The organism is Pseudoalteromonas xiamenensis (assembly GCF_030994125.1).
In the GTDB taxonomy this organism is placed as follows: domain Bacteria; phylum Pseudomonadota; class Gammaproteobacteria; order Enterobacterales; family Alteromonadaceae; genus Pseudoalteromonas; species Pseudoalteromonas xiamenensis_B.
This window is the reverse complement of record NZ_CP099917.1, coordinates 3,174,546-3,197,799: the sequence shown is the minus strand read 5'-3', so window position 1 is coordinate 3,197,799 and position 23,254 is coordinate 3,174,546. Positions and strand designations below refer to the sequence as shown.

The following is a 23,254-nucleotide window of genomic DNA, read 5'->3' as shown; positions in this document are numbered from 1 at the left end:
GTACGCGGATTAAAGTTCGCGCATTAGACGGAAAAGCGCAAGCTCAGTCCAACAAGTTTTTCTTATCGTATCAATAAATATAAATCATAGCAAAACATTCAAAACTGGCACGAAAAAGGCGCTGTTAAGCGCCTGAAATTTCATTACTTTTTGATTATCCATTCACTTGAATCGGAGAGAAATGCTCAGGTGAAATGAAACAGGTTAAATTTCGTTATGGTGCCATAACGAATCGACGATTTCGGTAAACGACTTCGCGCGTTTAAATTGAGAAAGAGGACGACCCACCATTTTTGCCATGTCGATTAAATCGAAATACCCGATGACAGTTTTTGATTGTGCGTTAACAACAAGGAGATGTTCGTGCCCTTCACTTTCGAGCATTTTCAGCACGTCGACAACACGGGCGCTTTTTATTGAAGTATCCGTTACACATTTAAGGTTTGCTTTTGAGATCATTAAATCGCCAACCGTCAAATCTTTGCGAGACAATCCTGTTTTCGCGACGGCTTTTAACACATAGCTACTTGTCAAACGAGCTTTTGAAATCAAACCTAACATGTTGTTGTAACTATCAACGACCACGCTAGTCCGATTATGGGTTCTTTTTAAAATTAGAAGTGCTTCATCGATACTCGTTTCGACATCTAACATATGCGGCGCTTGGACATTGAGCGTGTGCATGGCATCAATCGCAAGGTTATCTAGAGAAACGGTTGTTGGTTCAATGTGTAAATTTGCTGGCATTTCAGCCACGCTTTGAATAGCAAATGCATTGTATGCAGACATAACTCACCTATCATATTTTAATTAATCAGAATTTTTTAATTAAATAGAGTAAGGTGGAGCTCTGGCCTGGAATGAAGCAAGTGTTGGTGATGCAAAATGATATGATGCCGTTGAAATTTGGGTGTCGACAAACAGCATACCCACAGGTGTGTGACTAACCGCGATAATGTCGCCATTGTCATCAACATTTTGATCATCAAGATTCGGAGAAAAACAGTGAAGTTCAGAATGAGGTTGCTCAACGCCTGCTTGCACAGTTTCGCTTTGCGCTAAACCTAATAGCACAATCGCAACAAAACTTGTAACAAACCAGCGCACTAACTGCATTGACACTCCAAACTTCGACAAAATAGAGCTTTTTGGTTGCTCTATACTCAGAGTATGATCTAGATCATATTTTTTCAATAGTAAAGTTAAGGAATATTTCCATTAAGATCGTCAAGATCGGTGCGCGTCACCAGCAACTGTTCTACTCGCATCCCTTCCATATCAATAGCTTCAAACTTAAAACCATTGCAAATAATGAAATCAGTCCGCTTTGGAATACGTTTTAGACGGAAGATTAGAAAACCAGCAACCGTTTCGTAGTTACCTGGATCCGGCGCATCTTCCCAGCCCAATGTGCGACATAAATCAACTATTGGGGTACTCCCATCCACCAGCCAGCTATTCGAATCACGTACGACGATCTGTTCTTCCCATGTGTGGGGCGCTAAATCGCCCATAAAACTAGTCATGATGTCTTTGACGGTAACAATACCGACAACCAGCGCATATTCGTTAATCACCACAGCAAACTGGATTGCTGCTTTTCTAAAGGCGTTCAGCGCTTCGGTCAGGGTTAACGTGTCTGGTAAATAAAAAAGCTCTTTTTCTAATATGGTTTGATTGAGCTGGACTTTATTGCCAGACAATAACTGTTTCAGAATTTGCTTGGACTCAACATACCCCACCAACTTATCTAAACCGCCATCACAAACGAGGAAGTGGTTATGTGGATTTTCCATAATTTTCGTCGTAATTGTTTCCGAATCGTCATTGATATCAAAATAAACTATCACTTCTCGTGTCGTCATAATCGTTGGCAGAGTACGTCCTTCTAACTCAAATACGTTGCCAATCAACTGATATTCTTGCGCCTGCAAAGAACCACTTTCAGCACCAGCATCGACCATAGCCACAATCTCTTCTGCTGTTACCGAATCTTGTCTTTCTGCAGGTAATCCGAGTAAACGAATAAAAAAATTAGTTAGACCGTTAAAGCACGCAACCAACGGAGAAAAAGCAAAGGTAACCATATTCATCAGATGCACAACTTTCAGTGCGACCGCTTCTGGCACTATCATCGCAATGCGTTTTGGCAGCAAATCGGCAAAAAGAATAAACGTCGAGGTAATAATGAAAAACGAAATGACAAAGCCCACTTCCTTTGCCCAAGGACCATCATAATGTTCAGTAATCCAAAGGGTTATTTTATCCGTAAGTGCCTGTTCGCCTAAGATCCCGCCTAAAATGGCAATAGCGTTAAGTGCAATTTGAACCATCGCAAAAAACGCGCCGGGATTCTCCTGTAATGCAAGTACAGCATGTGCGCCGGGCACACCCTCATCTTTCAAAACTTTGAGTTTGATTTTGCGCGACGCTGCGATGGCGATTTCTGACATCGCGAACAGCGCACTCAGCATGATAAGTGCTGCTATAGCAAGAAGATCCGACATGTTCACTACCTTGATAGGTCTATAAATTGGTTGCGATTGTAGACCTAATTTCTGGTTACACAATCACGAATGATGAATATTTGGACAAAATAAATTTATCCATACAAACAACTTTTCCTATTGATATCTTAAGTTTAGTGCATAAATACTTTGTTACCTAAAAGCTGGGCGTTAAGACCCCCTTTCGGGTATAGTTTGGCTATTAACGAGTGTCAAAATAGAGGTATATCGTGCAAATTGGTCAAGGCATGGAATATTTTTTCTCGGGTTTCTCCCTGATCACGCAAAAAGGGTTGAAACGTTTTGTGTTCATTCCACTATTAATTAATATCACCCTATTCGGTGGTTCATTATTTTTCTTGTATGACTGGCTAACACAAGGTTTTGCCTATCTAAATGGTTTGCTACCTGACTGGCTGTCTTGGCTAGAGTGGCTCATGTGGCCTATTGCAATTTTGGTTATCCTCTTCTCATACAGCATGGTGTTTTCTGTAATAACCAATTTTATCGCCGCACCATTTAATGGCTTATTGTCAGAGAAAGTCGAGCTGCATTTGACGGGGCAGAAAATAAATGACGACAGTCTTTTTGATACCCTCAAAGACGTACCTCGGATGCTCGGGCGTGAATGGACAAAACTATGGTATTACTTACCACGCGCCGTTGGCTTCTTCATCCTATTATGGATTTTACCCATCTTTGGGCAAATTCTGTGGATCCTATTTACCTGTTGGATGTACACCGTCCAATATAATGATTACCCCTTTGATAATCACAAAATAAACTTCAATCAGATGAAACAAGACCTCAAATCTAAACAAGGCCTTTCTTATGGCTTTGGCTTTGCTGTAATGCTACTAACATCCATTCCACTGGTGAATTTAATTGTGATGCCTGTTGCGGTTTGTGGTGCGACCCGCTTATGGGTTGAGAACTACCGAAATCAATATAGATAAGCATCACAATATAAATAAAAAGAGTGGCTAAACCACTCTTTTTATTTAAAATAACTTAACGACACCGCTACGAGTATACGTTTTGTGGAACGTGTTTCACGCGAATATGGACCGTGATTTCTTCACGATCATGGAACAAGTGCTTTGCCTGCAGTTCGTAATCCACATTGTACTTATCAAGTTCTTCATGGATCAGCGTTAAGCATTCTAGCACACTTTCAAAACGCTTTTTCATTGGTAGCTTTAAGTTAAAAATTAACTCTCTTGCGAACGCATTCACGATCCAATCAATCATTAAATTAGTTACGCGTATCGGCTTTTCTACCATATCGCATACAAGCCAATCAATATTGCGACGGTCTGGGCGATATTTAAACCCGTCTTCACGGTAATGTTTAACTTGGCCTGTTTCCATGAGATCATCATTCATCGGGCCATTATCAATTGCGGCAACAAACATGCCTCGACGTACTAATTGATACGTCCAACCACCAGGACACGCGCCTAAATCCACCGCTCTCATCCCAGAACGAACACGTTTCTCATATTCGTCTTTCGGAACGAAAACATGGAACGCCTCGTCCAACTTCAATGTAGAACGACTTGGTCCGTCTGATGGCATTTTAAGACGCAAAATGCCCATTGGATAAGGTGAATTATTGTTGCTAAAAGAAAAGCCAACATAAGCCGTATCTGTAGAGATAAACAAGGCGTGTAGTACGGGTTTATTTGTCATCAGCTCTCGTGATAGAACACCGCGTTTTTCGAGCGCTTTGGCTAATGGCGTGCTGAACTTTTTACAGAATTTAGACAGCTCTTTGCCCGTATTGGTATCCGGTGTTTCAACACGAAGTTCGCCACACTCAGGTAAATCGTCAACATGCTCTAAAATTGCACCCACGCGGTCATCCACAGGCATTTTGTTAACCAAACGACCGAAGAACCATTGTCTTGCGAAAACCAAGTTTGAAAACGGCAGTTTTTTCACCAAGCGAATACCAAGTTCTGGGTCAAAACATTCATAAACGACGTAGCCCGAGTCAGGCTTGGCTTTAACGTACCCTGCAACTTCAGCTTCTGCAGCTAAATAGGTGATCTCCGCTGCAGCGTCATTTTCAAATCCGCTACGACAATAAATTACAATACTCGACATGTGCTTCGAATTCCGACTAAATAGATTCGTTTGAACGAACGACTTGGGCGATTAGATAAATCCACCCGATAATAAATAGCATTCCACCAAGAGGTGTAATTGGACCAAACCATTTGATTTCTGTTAATGCTAGAGCATACAAACTGCCACAAAATAGTAGACAACCTGCAGTAAAACACCAAACTGTGACGCGTAAACGATAACCAAGGTGGACTAAAATACCCACTAAAATCAGTGCTAAACCGTGATACATTTGATACGTAACACCAGTTGTAAACACGCCAAGTGAGTAAGTACTCAGTTTCGTTTTGAGCGCGTGCGCAGCAAATGCACCCAAAATAACAGCTAACAGAGCGAATAATCCACCCAGTGATATCGCAACTTTTTTCATAGTAAAACTCGGTTAATGAAATCAGAAATAGCATTCGCCGCGGTTACGCGATGTCCTGACTCGCTATAGCCGCTAGACTTGCGCGGTTTAAAAGAATGATCACCGTCTTGCAACCACTCAAATTGGATGGTTTTCGGTATTGATAGTCCAAGTACTTCCTCTTTTGTTCCGAAGGTATCACGCTCACCCTGTACTATTAGAAACGGTACGGTGACATCACCAAAATGCTCAGTCCGCAATTTTTCTGGTTTACCAGGGGGATGAAACGGATAACCGAGTGCGATTACACCGTGAACATCCACTTCATTTTGTGCCGCTAACAAGGTTGCCATGCGCCCGCCCATTGACTTTCCAGCGATAAACAAAGGCAAATCAGACGAAATTTTTTGTCTGTTTTCCAAAAAACAGTCAAGCAATTTTGGCGCTCGATCAGGCGGGCGGCGCTTATTCAGCACTTTTGCCTGCTGCATGTATTCGAAATCAAATCGCGCAACATTTACCCCTCGCTCAGACAGTAACTCTGCGAGTTCAACCATGAAATCACTGTCGAGTCCAGCACCTGCGCCATGTGCAAACAGTAAATTGGCAGTTGGATTTTCAGCGTAATTCCAAACTAAAGACATTAAACCCACTCTTGCTCTTGCTCGACCATAGAAAGCATCCATTCTTTAAAGGCAACGATTTTACCCAACTCTGTTTGCGATTCACGCAGCACTAGGTAATACGCATTCTTACTTTCTAGATGGTGACTAAATGGGATAACCAGTCGACCAGCATCCAATTCTGGCCTAGCGAGTACACTATTGCCAAGTGCCACGCCTTGCCCGTGCGCGGCGGCTTGCAACACCATTGAAGAGTGACTAAAAATAGGCCCTGTATTCACTTGAACGTTTCGCACACCAGCCGTTTTCATCCACAGTTTCCATGGTCGACGGGTGGTGTCATGTAAAAGTGTATGTAATGCCAAATCACTCGGTTGATTCAGAGGTCTTGGTCCCGTAAGCAACATTGGGCTGCATAATGGCACTAAGTACTCGGTGTGCAGTTTGTGAGTTTGCACTCCACTCCAATGACCACGGCCATAATAGATAGCCACATCCACATCATCAGTTAATGAGTTTTCGTCGTGATCTTGCGCCTTTATTCGCACATCGATCTCTGGATGCGCCTCATGAAACAAGCTCAGGCGCGGTACTAACCATTGAATTGCAAAGCTCGGGGTTAAACTTACCGTCAGTGAACCTTTTGCACCACGGGCAAGCAACTTGTCCGTTGCATCAATCAGCTGAGAAAATATCTCTTTAATATCGAGAAAGTATGCCTGGCCTTCTTCTGTCAGCAGTAATGAGCGGTTTTTACGTAAAAACAGCTTCAAGCCAAGATGTTCTTCAAGCGTTTTTATTTGGTGGCTTACCGCCGCCTGTGTTACGTATAGCTCTTCAGCCGCCTTGGTGAAACTCAACTGACGTGCTGCCGCTTCAAATGCTTTCAACGCATTCAATGGAGGAAGTCTTCTAGACATACCTAACTCTCAATGGGCTCGTGGACCGAGCCTCGTTATTAAACGTCTGCAGCGCTGGTATCCAATGCTGGAAAACTTTTAACCAAGTCGTCCACTGCTTTCATTTGCTGCAAGTAAGCGTCTAGCTTAGCAAGAGGAAGTGCACATGGGCCATCACATTTTGCTTCATTTGGATTTGGATGAGCTTCAATAAATAATCCCGCAATGCCTAACGCCATGCCCGAACGTGCAAGTTCAGCAGCTTGTGCTCGACGACCGTCAGCTGAATCCGAACGACCACCTGGGCGTTGTAGCGCGTGAGTGGCATCGAAAATAACCGGAGCCATTTGCTTCATGTCGTCCATACCTAGCATATCAACAACTAAGTTATTGTAACCAAAGCAGCTTCCGCGTTCACAAAGAATGACTTGGTCATTTCCGCCTTCGTTAATCTTGCTGATAATGTGACGCATCTCATGTGGCGCTAAAAACTGTGGCTTCTTCACATTGATCACCGCCCCAGTTTTCGCCATAGCCACAACAAGGTCTGTTTGACGAGCCAAAAACGCAGGCAGCTGGATTACATCAACCACTTCGGCGACTGGTGCAGCTTGATATGGCTCATGCACATCCGTGATTAAAGGCACATTGAACGTTCGTTTGATTTCTTCAAAGATTTTCAACCCTTCTTCCATGCCTGGACCGCGAAAAGAGTTGATTGAAGAACGGTTAGCTTTGTCAAACGAGGCTTTAAATACGTAAGGAATATTAAGCTTTGATGTTACTTCAACGTAATGTTCCGCGATGCGCATCGCCAAATCACGTGATTCTAAAACGTTCATACCGCCAAATAGAACGAATGGCTTGTCGTTAGCGACTTCTACGTTTCCAACTTTAATTATTTGTGTATTCATTATGCTCTCTCTATTAAGCTGAAACCATTCGCAGCAACTGACCGCAAATCCATGCCATATACGTACCCAGTGCATAACCAATCACGGCAAGCAGCACGCCAACCGGAGCCAGTGCAGGGTGAAATGCCGATGCAACTACTGGCGCCGATGCTGCAGCACCAATGTTTGCTTTGCTACCTACTGCAAGATAAAAAATAGGTGCTTTAATTATTTTCGCAACGATAAACATTAACAGTACGTGGATAGCCATCCAAATAACGCCTATCACAACGTATTTCGGCGCTTCAACAATTTTGGTGATATCCATATGCAAGCCGATTGTTGCAACCAAAATATAAAGGAAAGTCGATCCAACCTTTGACGCACCTACAGCCTCTAAATTGCGAGCTTTAGTGAAAGACAATGCCAGACCAACGGTTGTAACCAATACGATTATCCAGAACAATTTACTGTGTAGTGAAAATTTATTCAGCCCTGGATAGTTTTCGATAAAAAATGGAACTGCAATATCGGCCACTAAGTGTGCCAGTCCAGTTGCACCAAAGGCAAAGGCAATAAGGATCATCAAATCGTTCAATTCTGGCTTTCTTGAATGTTGAGATTCAAAATGTTGAACTCGTTCGATTAGACGGTCGATTGAGCTGGTATCAGCACCAGAACGCGCATCAATTTCTTTGTGTCGCGCAGCCATATAAAGCAGTACGGCCATCCAAATATTTGCAACAACAATATCTACCGTCACCATGATGGTAAATATATCTCCACCAGCCCCATAGATTTCTTTCATCGCCACCATGTTCGCGCCGCCGCCAATCCAGCTACCCGCTAATGCAGCCATACCACGCCAAACCGCTTCAGGCCCAGTTACATCAAGTAACTCAGGCATAACAGCAGCGGTGATCAAGAGCGCAAGTGGGCCACCAATGACAACCCCTATCGTGCCCGTAAAAAACATGATGATGGCTTTTTTGCCAAGGCCCATCACGGATTTGATGTCGATACTTAAGGTCAACAACACCAAACAAGCAGGCAAAAGATAGTACTTTGCGACGGTGTATACGTCATTATTGCTACCATCAATAATGCCGAAGGTATTGAGTAACGAAGGCAAGAAATAACACATCAACAGCGCTGGTACGTAACTATAAAACTTCCCCCAAAACCCGCGTTTTAAGTTCGATGTGTAGAAAACGAAACCAAGTATTGTGGCTAATACGCCAAGGATCACCGCGTTGTTGGTGATTAAGGCCTGTGAAGTCTCCATGGGCTTCCTCTAATTAGTGCAGAATATTATTGTAATCCGATAATTCAGCGATCTGCATTTGAATTAATTCGATCGTGGGATCGTCTGGACATTCGTCGACGAAAAATTGTAGATCTTCTTTGGCCATCTTTGGGCAATCAAGTTGATTGAGTAGATAACCACGGTCACGACGCTCATATGGGTCGTTCCCTAAAAGACTCATGAGCATATCGACACAACTTAGCGCATGGCCAAATTTTTCTGCGCCAATAAATGCCCACTTTTGTTGTGCTAAAAACAGTTTTAAGATTTCTTCACCAATCACTAATTCAAGTGGCTCGCTATCGTCTTCATTGGCGTTTTCAGGAATGATATACCAAGACTGTTGACCATTTGTTGGGTCAATCATGTAGCCTTCTTCATCACTGATACCAACGTGAACCATAACGTCACCTTGAGTGAGGCATAGGTTACCACCGAGTTCGGCCACTTCGAGCAAATGAACTAACAGAATGGCCAATGACGTTGGACTACCACTGTGCATTTGCAGCAGATAGCACAAACTATTTAGTTGGAAATCAGGCACATCTTGGCTTGTACCGCTGAACAACCACTCGGTATAAAACAAATCGAGTAGTTTATCGATTCGTTTATGAGGATCGGGTAGTTCATTCACAAGCGCCATAATGCGCTGCTCTAGGTTCGCCAGTAATGAACAGACCTCATTGACTTTAGCCTGCGCGTCCCATTGCAATTCAGCTTGAATACAACGGTAAATCGGTGTCGGGTAATAGTCTTCAGTGTAATCCTGTTCGTCGAACCACGGTTCTGTCATTGTTACTCTACAGCTCAAAAAAATCTAGAAAGGCTAGTTTACCTATTTTTAAGCTTGATACCAATGGGGGATTAAAAGAAACAGGGCAAGTATTCACTCGCCCTGTGTTTGTAACCGAATTTGTAATGGAATACTTTACAACAAAAAAGCCGTTTTACTTACCGCAAGCTTGCCAATAAGTGCAAACAGGCCCGTAATTACAACAACTAAACCAATGCGTGTAGCCTGACTCGATGTCTTGGCTGCAACAACACCCAAACCAATATAGGCTACAACGAGTGCGATTTTTTCCAGTAACCATGGTTGAGTAACCGACATCCCACTCGATACAATTAACGCAATTGCTGACAACAATAGAAAGGTGTCAGTTGCATGAGAAGATATAAATAACACTTTGTTTTTAGACAATTTACTATCAAAAATTCGTGTCACTGAACGCGTGTAAAAAAGTAAGATACTCAAAACAACAAAGAGTAAATGGGTGTGTTTAATTGCAATATACGACATTGATTTAGTGGTCCGGATAAAGTTCTAGTATTTTTTCTAATTCATCAACAATGCTGTTGAAGATGGAAACAAGTTTGGGATCAAAGTGTTTACCACTTTGGTTTGAAATCTCAGCTTGTACTTCGGAGATTTCCCAAGCCGGCTTGTAACACCGGTTATGTCTGAGCGCGTCATAGACATCTGCAAGCGCCACAATGCGGCCAAACACATGGATTTCTTCGCCTTTTTTACCTTTTGGATAACCACTACCATCCCATTTTTCATGGTGGTCACGCGCAATAATTGCCCCCGCATTCACGATTTCACGACGAGAATCTTTTAGTATTTGAAAACCTTTGTCAGTGTGGGTCTTCATTACATTCCATTCGCCATCATCGAGTTTGGCTGGCTTGTTTAAAATCGCATCTGGAATGCCAACTTTGCCCACGTCGTGTAACGGCGCTGCAATTCGAATTAGGTCACATTCGCGATTCGACAAACCATAGCCTTTGGCCAGTGCGTAGCAGATATGAGAAACGCGTTTAACGTGATTACCTGTTTCCGTAGAACGCTGTTCTAGCGCTTCACTGAGTCGATAAACCAGCTCCTGCTGAGTGTCTTCAATTTCAGCTTGCAGCTGCACGTTTTCATAGGCTAATTGAACATTTTGAGCAAAAATTTCAATGAGGTGCTTTTGAGTCTCAGTCAAAAACTCAGGGATACCAGATACGAACAACATTGAGCTGTGGTTGTATTCACTTGAACAATAAGCAAAGAGGTAATTATCTTTGTACACGATACCTTTTTGTTTTAACGCTTCTTGGCAAGCATTTAGCTGTTCTTCGGTGAGTACTTCGCTTATCGGCTTACCTTCGCTTTTCTCAAATTCTCCACGGCCAGTAAAGACGACTAGTTGGCTGTTTTGAGTTGTAGCGGCATTGCTTGCGACTAAAGACGTGGCGTACATTGCTTCATCAACTGTACCCAATAATGACGTCAACTGTTGCAACACACCTTGAATAAAATGTTCGATAGAATGCGCTGCAAAAATATCACGTGATGCACAAATAATTTTTTCAAGACCCTGCCGTGATTGCTCGATAGCAAGAATATCGCGATAAGAGCGCAGACTAGACATAACGACTGTGAATAATTTTTGTGCAGTGAGTTCAGTTTTCGATTTGTAATCGTTAATGTCGTAATTGACGATGACTTGACGCTCAGGTGCTTGTCCTGGCTGACCGGTACGCAAAATGATGCGGATGTGGTTGTTTTTTGCCGTTTCTCGAATAAATCGTGCGACTTGTAAACCTGCATCATCGCTTTCCATCACAACGTCTAGCAGAACTATTGCCGCATCGGCATGTTCTACAATCACTTTTTTTGCTTCTTCACCAGAATAAGCAGATATAAACTCCAGTTTCTTTTTTTGGAACTCAAAGTCACTCAGCGCTAATTTGGTCACCGCATGGACTTCAGGTTCATCATCTACGATGATCACTTTCCATCTGCCTACTTCTTGTGGCTCGGCAACATCATGTGGCTCATCAGAGAATAAAAAGTCATCCATTCTAGGTTCCTTACTGGAGTAAGCTTGTCGCTAGTTAGTAAATCATGGCCATGTTGCAACCGTTATTCTGTCACACCCTGCCATATCTTTTATTGTAAGTATATTAATATACGCCAATTGTGCAAAAAAGTTGTGTATTACAGCAGCTTGATTGTAACCGTGTTCAAGCGCTATAAATCCGCCAGGAAGAAGATGCTTTCGTCCTTCGGAGATGATGTGAAACAGATCCGCATAGCCCTCTTCTTCAGCCACCAAAGCACTGCGAGGTTCAAAACGAACATCGCCTTGCGCTAAATGAGGATCTTCTGGGTCAATATACGGTGGGTTGCTTACAATCACATGAAACTGTTCACCTGCTACGGGCTCATACCAACTGCCTTGGAGAATGTTCACACGCTCGAGGGCTAAGGCTTGGCGATTACGTTTCGCCAGCTCGACTGCATCGACAGAATAGTCGATAGCGGTTACTCGCCAACTCGGGTGTTCATGCGCGAGGGAAAGTGCAATTGCCCCTGTGCCCGTACCTAAATCTAGCAGTTTTGTTTCTTCAGGCAATGCTTGTGCGAGCACCGTTTCGACTAACGTTTCGGTATCCGGTCTAGGGATCAGTGTACTGGCGTTAACGTAAAACGGTAAACTCCAAAACTCACGAGTCCCGGTAATGTGCGCAATTGGTTCACCACGCTTTCGTCTGGCAACTAATTGCGCAAAAAGAGCCTGTTGTGCATCAAGTAACAGCGCATCTGACCAGCCATATAAATAACTCTTTGGCTTTTCAATTACGTGTAAAAGTAGGACTTGAGCGTCTAATTTTGGCGAGTCAGAAATAACAGAAAATTCAGACGTAGCCCAAGCAAGTGCTTGGGCTATGGATTGGGTGCTCACGACTATTCGTCGCCCATTGCAGCCAGCATGTCTGCTTGGTGTTCTACGAGTAACGGCGAGATAACACAGTTAAGGTCACCTTCCATCACCTCATTTAGACGGTACAACGTTAAACCAATGCGGTGATCCGTTAAACGGCCTTGTGGGAAATTATAGGTACGAATACGCTCTGAACGATCACCGCTACCCACTAAGTTACGGCGCTCAGATGCCTCTGCTGCTGCGCGTTTCTCGTCTTCGGCCTGTTGTAAGCGTGCAGACAACACTGAAAGCGCTTTCGCACGGTTTTTATGTTGCGAACGTTCGTCCTGACATTCTACCACTACGCCTGTTGGTAAGTGGGTAATACGAATTGCAGAATCCGTTTTGTTAACGTGCTGACCACCCGCGCCCGACGCACGGAAAGTATCAATTTTCAAATCAGACGGGTTAATTTCAATGGCTTCTGCTTCAGGCAATTCCGCCATCACCGCGACAGTACATGCTGATGTATGCACTCGCCCCTGAGATTCAGTTTCTGGAACACGTTGAACTCGGTGCGCGCCAGATTCAAATTTCAGCTTACCAAATACACCTTCGCCTGAAATGTTGGCAATGACTTCTTTAAAGCCACCGTGTTCACCTTCGTTTGCCGAAATGATTTCTACCTTCCATTTTTGAGTTTCAGCATAACGTGAATACATACGGAACAAATCACCCGCAAATATTGCCGCTTCATCACCACCCGTTCCGGCTCGCACTTCAAGGAATACGTTGTTGTTGTCACGATGGTCTTTAGGGATCATTAGAATTTGCAATTCGCCATCAAGTTCTTCAACGCGCGCCTTGGCTTCTTTGTATTCTTCTTGTGCCATCTCACGCATGTCAGGGTCTGAATCCTTCAACATTTCTTCTGCAGTTGAGATGTCTTCTTGTGCAACTTGGTATGCTGCGAACGTTTTTACGACGTCTTCGAGTTCTGAATACTCTTTCGACAGGTCACGGAAACGGTTTTGATCACCAATGACTTCAGGATCGCTTAGTAGCGCTTGTACTTCTTCGTAACGTTCCGCAAGCGATTCCAGCTTTCGGTAAACCGAGTCTTTCATAGATATGTTATTCCTGCTCTAATCCCAAGGAGTGTTTGAGTTGCGCAACCATGGCTATATCGCCTTGTTTTGCCGCCTCTTGAATAGCCCGCGTGGGCGCATGTGTGAGGCGATTGGTTAGTTTATTCGCCAACTCAATAATAATACTTTCGGCGTCTTTGCCCGATGAAAGCTGATTCAAGGCTTTCTCGACCAACTCATTTTTTACATGCTCCGATGCGGAGCGGTATTCTCGAATTACATCTACCGATTGCATTGAACGTTGCCACTGCGCAAATTCAATGGTTCTCTGATCGATGATTTCTTCTGCTTGTTTTGCAGCTTGTTCACGATTGGCCATATTTTCACTGACAATCGCTTGTAAGTCATCAACAGAATACAAATAGGCATCATCTAATTCGCCCACTTGTGCTTCGATGTCGCGCGGAACGGCAATGTCCACAAACAGCATCGGCTTGTGCTTTCTGCGTTTGAGCGCTTGCTCCACCATTCCCTTGCCAATGATTGGCAAAGTACTCGCCGTCGAACTAATTACAATATCCGCTTGATGAAGCGTATCCGGCAGTTGGGCAAGTGCAATCACATCTCCGCCGATTTCGGCTGCAAGACCCTCCGCGCGCTCAATTGTTCGATTCGCAACCGTAATTCTTTTCGGTGAATGTTGAGCAAGGTGTTTTGCCACCAACTCAATCGTTTCACCCGCGCCAATGAGCAACACGTTGGTTTTGTCTAATTGACCATAAATATGACGCGCCAAATTTACCGCTGCATACGCGACCGATACGGCACTTGCACCAATGTCTGTTTCGGTACGCACTTGCTTCGCCACTGAAAACGTTTTTTGAAACAAACGCTCAAAATGCAAACGAATACCACCATGTTGCTTTGCACTATTATAGGCTTGTTTAATTTGCCCAAGAATTTGCGGCTCGCCTAAAACCAATGAATCAAGTCCACATGCAACCCGCATAAGGTGATTTACAGCATCGTGATTTTGATGAATGTAGACATTGTCATTCAGGGCACTTTCATTTAGCCCGTGGAAACTGGCAAGCCAAGACAACAAGGCTTGGGAATTTGCTTCCTCAACGTTACAATACATTTCAGTGCGGTTACAGGTAGACACGATAACCGATTCTTTAATCACGGGATGATGCTTAAGCTCTTGCAAAGCCGTCGACAATTGCTCTGGCGAAAACGCGACTTTTTCACGTAATTCTACAGACGCTGTTTTGTGATTGATGCCTAGTGCGATAATGGTCATAGGTGCCAGTAATATCTTAGCTTTGCTTTAAAGCTGGCAATTTTACCAAAAATCAAACGAATATGGAAAGTAAGGAACTGAGATTGAAACGATTTCATTTGATTTTGCTCATATTATTAATGTTTATAGGCGGTTGCGCTCAGAAAATCCCTCTGCAAAGCTCAGCTTCTCAAAACTGGAAAGGCGAGTTAAATCAGCTTAGTCACTGGCAATTGAAAGGTAAAGTGGCCTTTTTAGCAGAGAAGAAAAAGCAATCAGCCAACTTGAATTGGCAATTTGATCATCCTCATCACAAAATTAAATTAACCAGTTTTATTGGCACCCAAATTTTAAGCCTCGAAGAAAATGACAACGGGGTTGTTATCGAAATGGGTGACGAGCGTTTCGCAGGATTTCAAACTGATATGCTATTGAAGCAATTAACAGGCTTCCTACTCCCCGTGGGCCAAGCCCATTTATGGCTGACCGCGCAAATGCCTCTTCAAAACTCCGTTTATGACGAACAATCTCGATTAAAAAGCGGTGACTGGTACGATACAACAGGTAACCAATGGCACATTGTCTACGATAAATACCAAATGACGAATGGGCTTTGGTTGCCCTCTCGACTTTCGTTAAAAACCGCACAAATGACCATCAAACTGCAAATCAATGAGTGGACGCTATAATGGCTGTACTGACTTTGTTGGCTCCGGCCAAACTGAACTTATTTCTTCATATTAATGGTAAGCGTGCTGACGGTTATCACGAATTGGAAACCTTGTTCACGTTACTCGACTTTGGTGATGAGCTGACATTCGAGCATAACGACAGCGGCGCCGTGACGATTGATGGTGCACCGAGTGACATTATTTTAGAAGACAATCTAATTTACAAAGCCGCGCAAATGCTTCGCCCATACACTGTTGCGACTGCTGGAGCTCAGATTGTGCTTAAAAAGCGCTTGCCAATGGGAGGGGGTGTTGGGGGTGGTTCATCCGATGCCGCAACAACACTTTTAGCACTTAACGCGCTTTGGAATTGCCAGTTAAGTGTGTCTGAATTGGCAAATCTCGGCGTTAAACTCGGTGCGGACGTCCCCGTGTTTGTTCGAGGTGTAAGTGCTCATGCACAAGGAATTGGCGAGAACCTGCTGCCTGTTTCACTTTCTGAAAAGTTTTATTTAGTGGTCAGTCCTGGCGTCCATGTAAGTACGGCCGCCATATTTGGACACCCCGACTTGCCTAGAGATACGCCGAAACTCACCGAGGGTTGGAGTATGGAAAATACCCGCAATGATTGTGAGGTATTAGTCAAAAAGCTTTACCCCGAGGTTGAAAAGACACTGGAGTGGTTGCTAAAATATGCACCGTCCAAAATGACAGGAACTGGAGCGTGTTGTTTTGCGGAATTTACATCTCGTGAAGCAGCCGAGCGTGTACTCCAAACTCTTCCTGAAAATTGGCAGGGCTTTGTAGCCAAGAGTGTAAGCTGTTCCCCTGTCCATAAGCAGTTGAATATACCACTCTAAAGATGAAGTAAATGTTTAAGTTAGCCTGTATTGACTCTGTCATTGCATGTTAGTCCAAAAATTCAGTGCCTGAGGAACCCTACCGTGCCTGACATGAAGCTCTTCGCTGGTAATGCAACACCTGAACTTGCCAAAAAGATTGCAAAACGTTTGTTTATTGAATTGGGTGACGCAGTAGTCGGTCGTTTTAGCGACGGCGAGATCAGCGTTCAAATCAATGAAAACGTGCGTGGTTCAGATGTTTTCATAATCCAATCTACGTGTGCCCCTACAAATGATAACCTAATGGAACTAATCGTAATGGTTGACGCTCTGCGCCGTGCATCTGCAGGTCGTATTACCGCGGTTATTCCTTATTTTGGTTATGCTCGTCAAGATCGTCGCGTACGTTCTGCTCGTGTACCAATCACTGCTAAAGTGGTTGCTGATTTCCTATCAAGCGTTGGCGTAGACCGCGTTTTGACCGTTGATCTTCACGCTGAACAAATCCAAGGTTTCTTCGATGTACCTGTTGATAACGTTTTCGGCAGCCCTGTACTGATTGAAGATATGCGCGAACGCAATTTTGAAGACGCCGTTGTTGTTTCACCTGATATCGGTGGTGTTGTACGAGCTCGTGCAATCGCTAAGCTCCTTAACGACACTGATTTGGCAATTATCGACAAGCGTCGTCCACAAGCGAACGTATCACAAGTCATGCATATCATCGGTGACGTGGCGGGTCGCGACTGTATCATCGTCGACGACATGATTGATACGGGCGGTACACTATGTAAAGCAGCTGAAGCGCTGAAAGAACACGGTGCAAAACGCGTTTTTGCTTATGCGACTCACCCAGTGCTTTCAGGCAGTGCAGCAGAAAATCTGAAAAATTCCGTAATTGATGAAGTGATTGTAACCGATTCAATTCCGCTTTCAGACGAATTGAAAGCTATCGACAAAATTAAAGTACTTACACTTGCAGATATGCTGGCTGAGACTGTACGTCGTATTAGCAATGAAGAGTCTATCTCTGCGATGTTCCAACACTAATCGCAGCGTTAAATCGACTCTCCAAAAGCACCTATTCGGTGCTTTTTTGTTTTTTAAGTTTTGTTTTCGTAACGCCAGTGGTATAGTAGCGCGCCTTAAAAAGGTGAAACATTTGGTCGCGAATGTTTCAAATTTAATTAAACTATTGATTTTGGAGACATTATGTCTAACGAATTATACACTTTGAATGCAGAAGTACGTGCTGAGTTAGGTACTGGTGCGAGCCGCCGCCTACGCAACGCAGAAAAAGTTCCTGCAATCCTTTACGGTGCAGAGAAAGAAGCACTAGCACTTACTCTTGATCACAACAAAGTAATCAAAGCACAAGAAGACGAAGGTTTCTACTCACACATTCTTACACTAAACATTGGTGGTGAGTCTGTAGAAGCAATTCTTAAAGATATCCAACGTCACCCATACAAGCCTAAAGTAACTCACTTAGACTTCCAACGTGTTGACCCTAGCCACAAAATCCACACTAAAGTGCCAGTACACTTCTTAAACGAAGAGAAAGCTACTAAAGGTGGTAATACGGTAGCTCACCACGTAACTGAGATCGAGATTGTATGTCTTCCTAAGAACCTTCCTGAGTTCGTAGAAGTTGACTTAGCTGGTATTGAAGTTGGTCAAACAATCCACCTTACTGACGTTAAACTTCCAGCAGGCGTTGTTTCTGTTGAGCTAGCGAAAGGTGCTGATCACGACCAAGCAGTTGTTACTCTTAACGCTCCTAAAGGCGGCGCTTCAGAAGAAACAACAGAAGCAGCTGAGTAATTTTAAGGTGTTAACACCTTGAATGCATTTCAATTGCTAGTGGGCCTGGCTAATCCAGGCCCCGAATACGCCAACACCCGTCATAATGCAGGCGCATGGTTCATCGAAGAACTTGCAAAGCGCTACAACTGCATCCTAAAACTCGACAGCAAACACCATGGATTAGTCGGCAAAGTCGTGATCCAGAACCAAGAATTCAAACTTCTCATCCCTACTACTTATATGAATTTAAGTGGTAAAGCCGTAAGCAGCCTAGCAAGCTTTTATAAGATCCCACCCGAAGAAATTTTAGTCGCACATGACGAAATGGACCTCGAACCGGGTATTGCAAAACTAAAGAAAGGCGGCGGCCACGGTGGACACAACGGTTTGAAAGACATTATTGCAAAACTAGGCAATAACAAAGAATTTATGCGTTTGCGGATAGGCATTGGACACCCAGGTCACAAAGACAAAGTGACAGGCTGGGTTCTCGGTAAAGCGCCCGCAAACGAACAAGCTCACATCGACGCAGCCGTTGATGAAGCCGTTCGCTGTATGGAAATTTTAGCAAAGGATGGTGTGTTAAAAGCACAAAACAGACTACATTCATTTAAGCCATAGTGATTGGCTCAACTGAATAAACTTTAGGGTTCAAAATTATGGGTTTTAAATGTGGTATCGTTGGTCTACCAAACGTTGGTAAATCAACTCTATTCAACGCACTGACAAAAGCGGGTATCGAAGCGGCTAACTTTCCGTTTTGTACGATTGAACCAAATACCGGTGTTGTGCCAGTTCCCGATCCACGCATGGAAAAACTTGCTGAAATCGTAAAACCTGAGCGTATCGTGCCTACATCAATGGAATTCGTGGACATCGCGGGTCTTGTTAAAGGTGCTTCAAAAGGCGAAGGTTTAGGTAACCAATTCCTAGCGAACATTCGCGAAACCGATGCGATCGGCCACGTCGTGCGTTGTTTTGAAAACGACAATATTGTTCACGTAGCGGGCCAAGTAAACCCAGCTGACGATATTGACGTTATCAATACTGAACTTGTACTTTCTGATATGGAAAGCTGTGACAAGGCATTGCTTCGCGTAGCTAAGAAAGCGAAAGGCGGTGACAAAGACGCTAAGTTTGAAATCGAAGTGCTTGAGAAAGTGAAAGCTCATCTTGATGAAGGCTTAACGCTTCGCTCATTAAAGCTTGCAAAAGAAGAACATGCGGCAATTTCGTACATGAACTTCCTTACGATTAAGCCAACGATGTATATCGCGAACGTAAACGAAGACGGTTTTGAAAATAACCCATACCTTGATCAAGTGCGTGAGATTGCAGCAAATGAAAATGCGGTAGTCGTAGCCGTTTGTGCGGCAATCGAAGCTGAACTTTCAGAGCTTGATGACGAAGACAAAGCGGTGTTTATGGAAGATTTAGGTTTAGAAGAACCTGGTCTGAATCGCGTGATTCGTGCGGGTTATGAACTTCTAAACCTGCAAACGTATTTCACTGCCGGCGTAAAAGAAGTCAGAGCGTGGACAATCCCTGTAGGTGCTACGGCGCCACAAGCTGCAGGTAAAATCCATACAGACTTTGAACGAGGCTTTATTCGTGCTCAAACCATCGCTTTTGACGACTACATTCAATATCGTGGCGAAGCGGGTTCTAAAGAAGCAGGAAAAATGCGTCAAGAAGGGAAAGATTACATCGTTAAAGATGGCGACGTAATGAACTTCTTATTCAATGTTTAAACGTTGGTTTTGAACTAAATTTGAAAGGCTCACTTTGTTGAGCCTTTTTTAATTTCTCACTTTTACCCGCTGATTTGTTGAATATTTCGCTCAATCGTTTAATAAATCTTCAATCAAACTCGAGTTACCATTTTTTTGAAAAAAAGGTATTGACGTCATTGGGTCATATACGCATAATACGCCCCGCATCAGCGATGATGAACAAACAAAATAAAATGGCTACGTAGCTCAGCTGGTTAGAGCACATCACTCATAATGATGGGGTCACAGGTTCGAATCCCGTCGTAGCCACCACTTGTTTAATTCAAATTTTCTGATAGCATCTTCAAACATTTTGCGCGGAAGTGGCGAAATTGGTAGACGCGCTGGATTTAGGTTCCAGTATCTATGATGTGAGAGTTCAAGTCTCTCCTTCCGCACCATAAATGTTTGAAAAATCGTTGGAGTATCGCCAAGCGGTAAGGCAGCGGGTTTTGATCCCGCCATTCCCAGGTTCAAATCCTGGTACTCCAGCCATGCGGAAGTGGCGAAATTGGTAGACGCGCTGGATTTAGGTTCCAGTATCTATGATGTGAGAGTTCAAGTCTCTCCTTCCGCACCATCTCTCTTAGATGTAAAACAAGAAAATTTTCGTTGGAGTATCGCCAAGCGGTAAGGCAGCGGGTTTTGATCCCGCCATTCCCAGGTTCAAATCCTGGTACTCCAGCCATGCGGAAGTGGCGAAATTGGTAGACGCGCTGGATTTAGGTTCCAGTATCTATGATGTGAGAGTTCAAGTCTCTCCTTCCGCACCATCTTTGACTGATGTAAAAAGTCAACTGTTTGACGTTGGAGTATCGCCAAGCGGTAAGGCAGCGGGTTTTGATCCCGCCATTCCCAGGTTCAAATCCTGGTACTCCAGCCATTCTTTCTAAGGATCACCTTAAAAAGATAAAACGCGGAAGTGGCGAAATTGGTAGACGCGCTGGATTTAGGTTCCAGTATCTATGATGTGAGAGTTCAAGTCTCTCCTTCCGCACCATCTCTCTTAGATGTAAAACAAGAAAATTTTCGTTGGAGTATCGCCAAGCGGTAAGGCAGCGGGTTTTGATCCCGCCATTCCCAGGTTCAAATCCTGGTACTCCAGCCATGGCTACGTAGCTCAGCTGGTTAGAGCACATCACTCATAATGATGGGGTCACAGGTTCGAATCCCGTCGTAGCCACCATTCCTTTCTTCGGAATTTAAAAGCTCTTCAATGCGGAAGTGGCGAAATTGGTAGACGCGCTGGATTTAGGTTCCAGTATCTATGATGTGAGAGTTCAAGTCTCTCCTTCCGCACCATCTCAAATAGACTTTCCTCTATAACTAAAAAAGCACCTTATTGAAGAAAACACGATTTTCTGTGTTATCAGTTTCAACAATCAGACCTTATAAGGGTATTATTTTATCACTCTTTCCAGACTAGCTAGCAACCTAAAAACGTGCAATGCTATACGTACTTTGCTGCATGTCCGTCAGGCTGTGTCCACTCCCCGTTAGTGAGACACCTGTAAACTAGAGTTTTCCAACTTTGCTCGATAAGCTGCGGGCGGCAGATCGCCAAGGCTTTCATGTGTTCGTTCTTCGTTGTAATCCAACCGCCAGAACCACACCATCTCTTTTACTTGATTGAGTGTTTCAAACAAGTCAGCATCTAAAAATTCTCGTCTAAATGAGCCATTAAACTGTTCAACAAACCCGTTTTGCTGTGGTTTGCCAGGCTGGATATAAACTAATTCAATGTTATGTGCTTCACACCAATCGGTTAAACGTGCTGAGATTAATTCAGGCCCGTTATCTACTCGAATTTGTTTCGGTAAACCGCGCTCTACTTTGAGTTGTTCAAGTGTTCTAACAACTCGTTCCGCTGGCAGCGAAGTATCTACTTCAGTAGCCAAACACTCCCGAGTGCCTTCATCAACAATATTGAGCGTTCTAAATCGTTTACCGCAGTATAAAGAATCATGCATAAAATCGAAGGCCCACTGATGATCCGCTTGAGCGACAATTTCCAATGGCTGCGCAACTCGTTTTGGCAACACGCGTTTCACTCTGCGTTTTAAGTTCAAACCCATTTGGCAATACACCCGATATACGCGTTTATAGTTAAACGGATAACCTTTAAAACGAAGACGCCCATAGCATTTCCAGAATCCAGCTCTGGGGGACTTTTTTAATTCTGCATTGATGGCATCAATGATAGCTGCGTCAGCCTTTCGCCAGTCTCGTTCTGAGCGGTAGTAGGTAGCGCGACCAATACCCACAAACTTACACGCTTTTAGAATACTTAAACCCGCTTGAACCAGTGTGCTGGCGCTACTTCGCTTCTGCGCTGTCACCAACCCTTTTTTGCGAATAACTCCTTTATCGCATGGTTCTCTAGGCTGACATCTGCGTACATCTTCTTAAGCTTGGCATTCTCTTCTTCAAGCTCTTTCAGGCGCTTAACATCTGACGCTTCCATACCGCCATATTTGGCTTTCCAGTTGTAATACGTAGCACTGCTGATCCCATGCCTGCGGCACACTTCTTCAACCTTCATACCCGTATCAGTTTCTTTAAGCACAGCTATGATCTGAGATTCTGTAAAACGTGACTTTTTCATCGTTGTCTCCTGTTTGTGATATTACAGAAAACGCTAATTAAACATGTCTCATGTTAAGGGAAGTGGACAAACCGGTTTGGATTATCGTGATTAGACTAGATTCAATTGTCTTTAACGGTTCAATATGGCTAATAAACCCAGTATAAGGGCTTACAAATAGCAAAATCTTTGGCCGCTTTAACCCAACTGGAGCCGTCATCTTCACAATTGAAATGCGCTCAATTATGTCACGTTATTTTCGCGCCATTTATCACTGTAATATTTCTATTTCAGATGGTAGGGGACCTATGTATTAGGTCCCGATATGAGTTAGCTGCGTTTGATTTTAACTAGCTCTTCTTTGATATTAGCAAGCACAGCATCAAGGTCGCTCTCGTAACCTTCTTTCTTCTCGATTAACGCTGCAATTGTATTTGCTTGAGTATCGTTAACGCCATATGCTTTAGCCGCTCCATCACGAATTCCATTCTCATTCGACACAAATACATCACGGAAAGCAGCGTTTTGAACTAAAGCATCTACTAAATGTAAAACAGGCGCAGCACTATGGTAATCCGGTTTGACCACTACCTTTGAAGGTAAAGCGTGCGCATCTAGTTCAAGTTTTATTGCTTCTAGTAATGATTTACCATCATCACTGTTTCTAAACGCATTCTGTGTCTTTTCATCAATGTTAAATGCTTTAAAAAGAACATTTTCATTGTTAATAAAACTATTTAGCATTGATTGGTTAGTTGTAATTTCACTTAGTAGTTTTAATAAATTACTCATTTTTTTCCTTACTTT

The 23,254-nt window shown here is 43.5% G+C and carries 24 protein-coding genes and 11 tRNA genes; 18 read left to right on the top strand and 17 right to left on the bottom strand.

Going from position 1 to position 23,254, the window contains the following annotated elements; translation table 11 throughout:
• Window positions 1-204: 204 nt before the first annotated feature.
• The 3 genes from NI389_RS14885 to NI389_RS14875 all read right to left on the bottom strand — a co-directional run bounded on the left by NI389_RS14885 (window position 205) and on the right by NI389_RS14875 (window position 2,507).
• Window positions 205-789, bottom strand: coding sequence for a CBS domain-containing protein (locus tag NI389_RS14885; protein ID WP_308360614.1), 585 nt, complete (start codon window positions 787-789; stop codon window positions 205-207).
• 39 nt (window positions 790-828) lie between these two features.
• Window positions 829-1,116 carry a hypothetical protein gene (locus NI389_RS14880; protein WP_308360613.1) on the bottom strand — a complete coding sequence of 96 codons (288 nt, stop codon included), beginning with the start codon at window positions 1,114-1,116 and terminating at the stop codon, window positions 829-831.
• Between the two features lie 86 nt (window positions 1,117-1,202).
• Window positions 1,203-2,507, bottom strand: coding sequence for a hemolysin family protein (locus NI389_RS14875; protein ID WP_308360612.1), 1,305 nt, complete (start codon window positions 2,505-2,507; stop codon window positions 1,203-1,205).
• Window positions 2,508-2,755: 248 nt separating this feature from the next.
• Between NI389_RS14875 and cysZ the strand changes: the two genes are divergently transcribed.
• Window positions 2,756-3,463, top strand: a complete 708-nt coding sequence (gene cysZ / locus NI389_RS14870; RefSeq protein WP_372588635.1) for a sulfate transporter CysZ — start codon at window positions 2,756-2,758, stop codon at window positions 3,461-3,463.
• 67 nt (window positions 3,464-3,530) lie between these two features.
• On the opposite strand, the gene rlmM is transcribed toward cysZ, so the two are convergent.
• From rlmM to hemA, 12 genes are all read right to left on the bottom strand, one after another.
• Window positions 3,531-4,616, bottom strand: coding sequence for a 23S rRNA (cytidine(2498)-2'-O)-methyltransferase RlmM (gene rlmM, locus NI389_RS14865; RefSeq protein WP_308360610.1), 1,086 nt, complete (start codon window positions 4,614-4,616; stop codon window positions 3,531-3,533).
• A 16-nt stretch (window positions 4,617-4,632) separates the two neighbouring features.
• The gene (locus tag NI389_RS14860) at window positions 4,633-5,007 is read right to left on the bottom strand and encodes a DUF423 domain-containing protein (RefSeq protein ID WP_308360609.1); all 375 of its coding nucleotides are present in this window, start codon (window positions 5,005-5,007) and stop codon (window positions 4,633-4,635) included.
• The gene (locus NI389_RS14855; RefSeq protein ID WP_308360608.1) at window positions 5,004-5,630 is read right to left on the bottom strand and encodes an alpha/beta family hydrolase; all 627 of its coding nucleotides are present in this window, start codon (window positions 5,628-5,630) and stop codon (window positions 5,004-5,006) included. Before NI389_RS14855 ends, NI389_RS14860 begins: the two co-directional genes overlap by 4 nt.
• On the bottom strand, window positions 5,630-6,529 hold the full coding sequence (locus NI389_RS14850; RefSeq protein WP_308360607.1) for a transcriptional regulator GcvA: 900 nt from the start codon (window positions 6,527-6,529) through the stop codon (window positions 5,630-5,632). The genes NI389_RS14855 and NI389_RS14850 overlap by 1 nt, the downstream gene beginning before the upstream one ends.
• Window positions 6,530-6,567: 38 nt before the next feature.
• Window positions 6,568-7,422 carry a 3-deoxy-8-phosphooctulonate synthase gene (gene kdsA / locus NI389_RS14845; RefSeq protein WP_308360606.1) on the bottom strand — a complete coding sequence of 285 codons (855 nt, stop codon included), beginning with the start codon at window positions 7,420-7,422 and terminating at the stop codon, window positions 6,568-6,570.
• Window positions 7,423-7,435: 13 nt separating this feature from the next.
• The gene (locus NI389_RS14840; protein WP_308360605.1) at window positions 7,436-8,686 is read right to left on the bottom strand and encodes a DUF819 family protein; all 1,251 of its coding nucleotides are present in this window, start codon (window positions 8,684-8,686) and stop codon (window positions 7,436-7,438) included.
• A gap of 13 nt (window positions 8,687-8,699) precedes the next feature.
• Window positions 8,700-9,500: a tetratricopeptide repeat protein gene (locus tag NI389_RS14835; protein WP_308360604.1), complete on the bottom strand. Its 801-nt coding sequence runs from the start codon at window positions 9,498-9,500 to the stop codon at window positions 8,700-8,702.
• A gap of 135 nt (window positions 9,501-9,635) precedes the next feature.
• Window positions 9,636-10,007 carry a SirB2 family protein gene (locus NI389_RS14830; protein WP_308360603.1) on the bottom strand — a complete coding sequence of 124 codons (372 nt, stop codon included), beginning with the start codon at window positions 10,005-10,007 and terminating at the stop codon, window positions 9,636-9,638.
• A gap of 4 nt (window positions 10,008-10,011) precedes the next feature.
• Entirely contained in the window at window positions 10,012-11,556 is a 1,545-nt protein-coding gene (locus NI389_RS14825; protein WP_308360602.1) for a DUF3369 domain-containing protein, read from the bottom strand.
• A gap of 42 nt (window positions 11,557-11,598) precedes the next feature.
• Window positions 11,599-12,441, bottom strand: a complete 843-nt coding sequence (gene prmC / locus NI389_RS14820) for a peptide chain release factor N(5)-glutamine methyltransferase (protein WP_308360601.1) — start codon at window positions 12,439-12,441, stop codon at window positions 11,599-11,601.
• 2 nt (window positions 12,442-12,443) lie between these two features.
• Window positions 12,444-13,529, bottom strand: a complete 1,086-nt coding sequence (gene prfA, locus NI389_RS14815; RefSeq protein WP_308360600.1) for a peptide chain release factor 1 — start codon at window positions 13,527-13,529, stop codon at window positions 12,444-12,446.
• A gap of 7 nt (window positions 13,530-13,536) precedes the next feature.
• The gene (gene hemA, locus NI389_RS14810; protein WP_308360599.1) at window positions 13,537-14,793 is read right to left on the bottom strand and encodes a glutamyl-tRNA reductase; all 1,257 of its coding nucleotides are present in this window, start codon (window positions 14,791-14,793) and stop codon (window positions 13,537-13,539) included.
• Between the two features lie 83 nt (window positions 14,794-14,876).
• Between hemA and lolB the strand changes: the two genes are divergently transcribed.
• From lolB to NI389_RS14725, 17 genes are all read left to right on the top strand, one after another.
• On the top strand, window positions 14,877-15,461 hold the full coding sequence (gene lolB / locus NI389_RS14805; RefSeq protein WP_308360598.1) for a lipoprotein insertase outer membrane protein LolB: 585 nt from the start codon (window positions 14,877-14,879) through the stop codon (window positions 15,459-15,461).
• Window positions 15,461-16,303, top strand: coding sequence for a 4-(cytidine 5'-diphospho)-2-C-methyl-D-erythritol kinase (gene ispE / locus NI389_RS14800; protein WP_308360597.1), 843 nt, complete (start codon window positions 15,461-15,463; stop codon window positions 16,301-16,303). Before lolB ends, ispE begins: the two co-directional genes overlap by 1 nt.
• A gap of 84 nt (window positions 16,304-16,387) precedes the next feature.
• Window positions 16,388-17,335, top strand: a complete 948-nt coding sequence (locus NI389_RS14795; RefSeq protein WP_308360596.1) for a ribose-phosphate pyrophosphokinase — start codon at window positions 16,388-16,390, stop codon at window positions 17,333-17,335.
• Between the two features lie 162 nt (window positions 17,336-17,497).
• On the top strand, window positions 17,498-18,109 hold the full coding sequence (locus tag NI389_RS14790; RefSeq protein ID WP_308360595.1) for a 50S ribosomal protein L25/general stress protein Ctc: 612 nt from the start codon (window positions 17,498-17,500) through the stop codon (window positions 18,107-18,109).
• Between the two features lie 18 nt (window positions 18,110-18,127).
• Window positions 18,128-18,712, top strand: coding sequence for an aminoacyl-tRNA hydrolase (gene pth / locus NI389_RS14785; RefSeq protein ID WP_308360594.1), 585 nt, complete (start codon window positions 18,128-18,130; stop codon window positions 18,710-18,712).
• 38 nt (window positions 18,713-18,750) lie between these two features.
• Window positions 18,751-19,842 (top strand): redox-regulated ATPase YchF, encoded by a 1,092-nt coding sequence (gene ychF, locus NI389_RS14780; RefSeq protein WP_208842745.1) that lies wholly within the window; start codon window positions 18,751-18,753, stop codon window positions 19,840-19,842.
• Between the two features lie 217 nt (window positions 19,843-20,059).
• Window positions 20,060-20,136: transfer RNA gene (locus NI389_RS14775), tRNA-Met, on the top strand.
• Between the two features lie 44 nt (window positions 20,137-20,180).
• Window positions 20,181-20,264: transfer RNA gene (locus NI389_RS14770), tRNA-Leu, on the top strand.
• 19 nt (window positions 20,265-20,283) lie between these two features.
• Window positions 20,284-20,358: transfer RNA gene (locus NI389_RS14765), tRNA-Gln, on the top strand.
• Between the two features lies 1 nt (window position 20,359).
• Window positions 20,360-20,443: transfer RNA gene (locus tag NI389_RS14760), tRNA-Leu, on the top strand.
• A gap of 33 nt (window positions 20,444-20,476) precedes the next feature.
• Window positions 20,477-20,551: transfer RNA gene (locus tag NI389_RS14755), tRNA-Gln, on the top strand.
• Window position 20,552: 1 nt separating this feature from the next.
• A tRNA-Leu gene (locus NI389_RS14750) sits at window positions 20,553-20,636 on the top strand.
• Window positions 20,637-20,671: 35 nt separating this feature from the next.
• Window positions 20,672-20,746: transfer RNA gene (locus NI389_RS14745), tRNA-Gln, on the top strand.
• 33 nt (window positions 20,747-20,779) lie between these two features.
• Window positions 20,780-20,863: transfer RNA gene (locus tag NI389_RS14740), tRNA-Leu, on the top strand.
• 33 nt (window positions 20,864-20,896) lie between these two features.
• A tRNA-Gln gene (locus NI389_RS14735) sits at window positions 20,897-20,971 on the top strand.
• Between the two features lies 1 nt (window position 20,972).
• Window positions 20,973-21,049: transfer RNA gene (locus NI389_RS14730), tRNA-Met, on the top strand.
• Window positions 21,050-21,081: 32 nt separating this feature from the next.
• A tRNA-Leu gene (locus NI389_RS14725) sits at window positions 21,082-21,165 on the top strand.
• Window positions 21,166-21,359: 194 nt separating this feature from the next.
• Here the strand turns inward: NI389_RS14725 and NI389_RS14720 are convergent.
• Together NI389_RS14720 and NI389_RS14715 are read right to left on the bottom strand one after the other, a co-directional pair.
• Window positions 21,360-22,468, bottom strand: a protein-coding gene (locus tag NI389_RS14720; RefSeq protein WP_308360593.1) for an IS3 family transposase whose coding sequence is annotated in 2 segments (ribosomal slippage) — window positions 21,360-22,222 and window positions 22,222-22,468 — 1,110 coding nt in all. Because the reading frame shifts where the segments join, the coding sequence is not laid out codon by codon here.
• Between the two features lie 309 nt (window positions 22,469-22,777).
• Window positions 22,778-23,239 carry a hypothetical protein gene (locus tag NI389_RS14715; protein ID WP_308360592.1) on the bottom strand — a complete coding sequence of 154 codons (462 nt, stop codon included), beginning with the start codon at window positions 23,237-23,239 and terminating at the stop codon, window positions 22,778-22,780.
• Window positions 23,240-23,254: the final 15 nt, after the last annotated feature.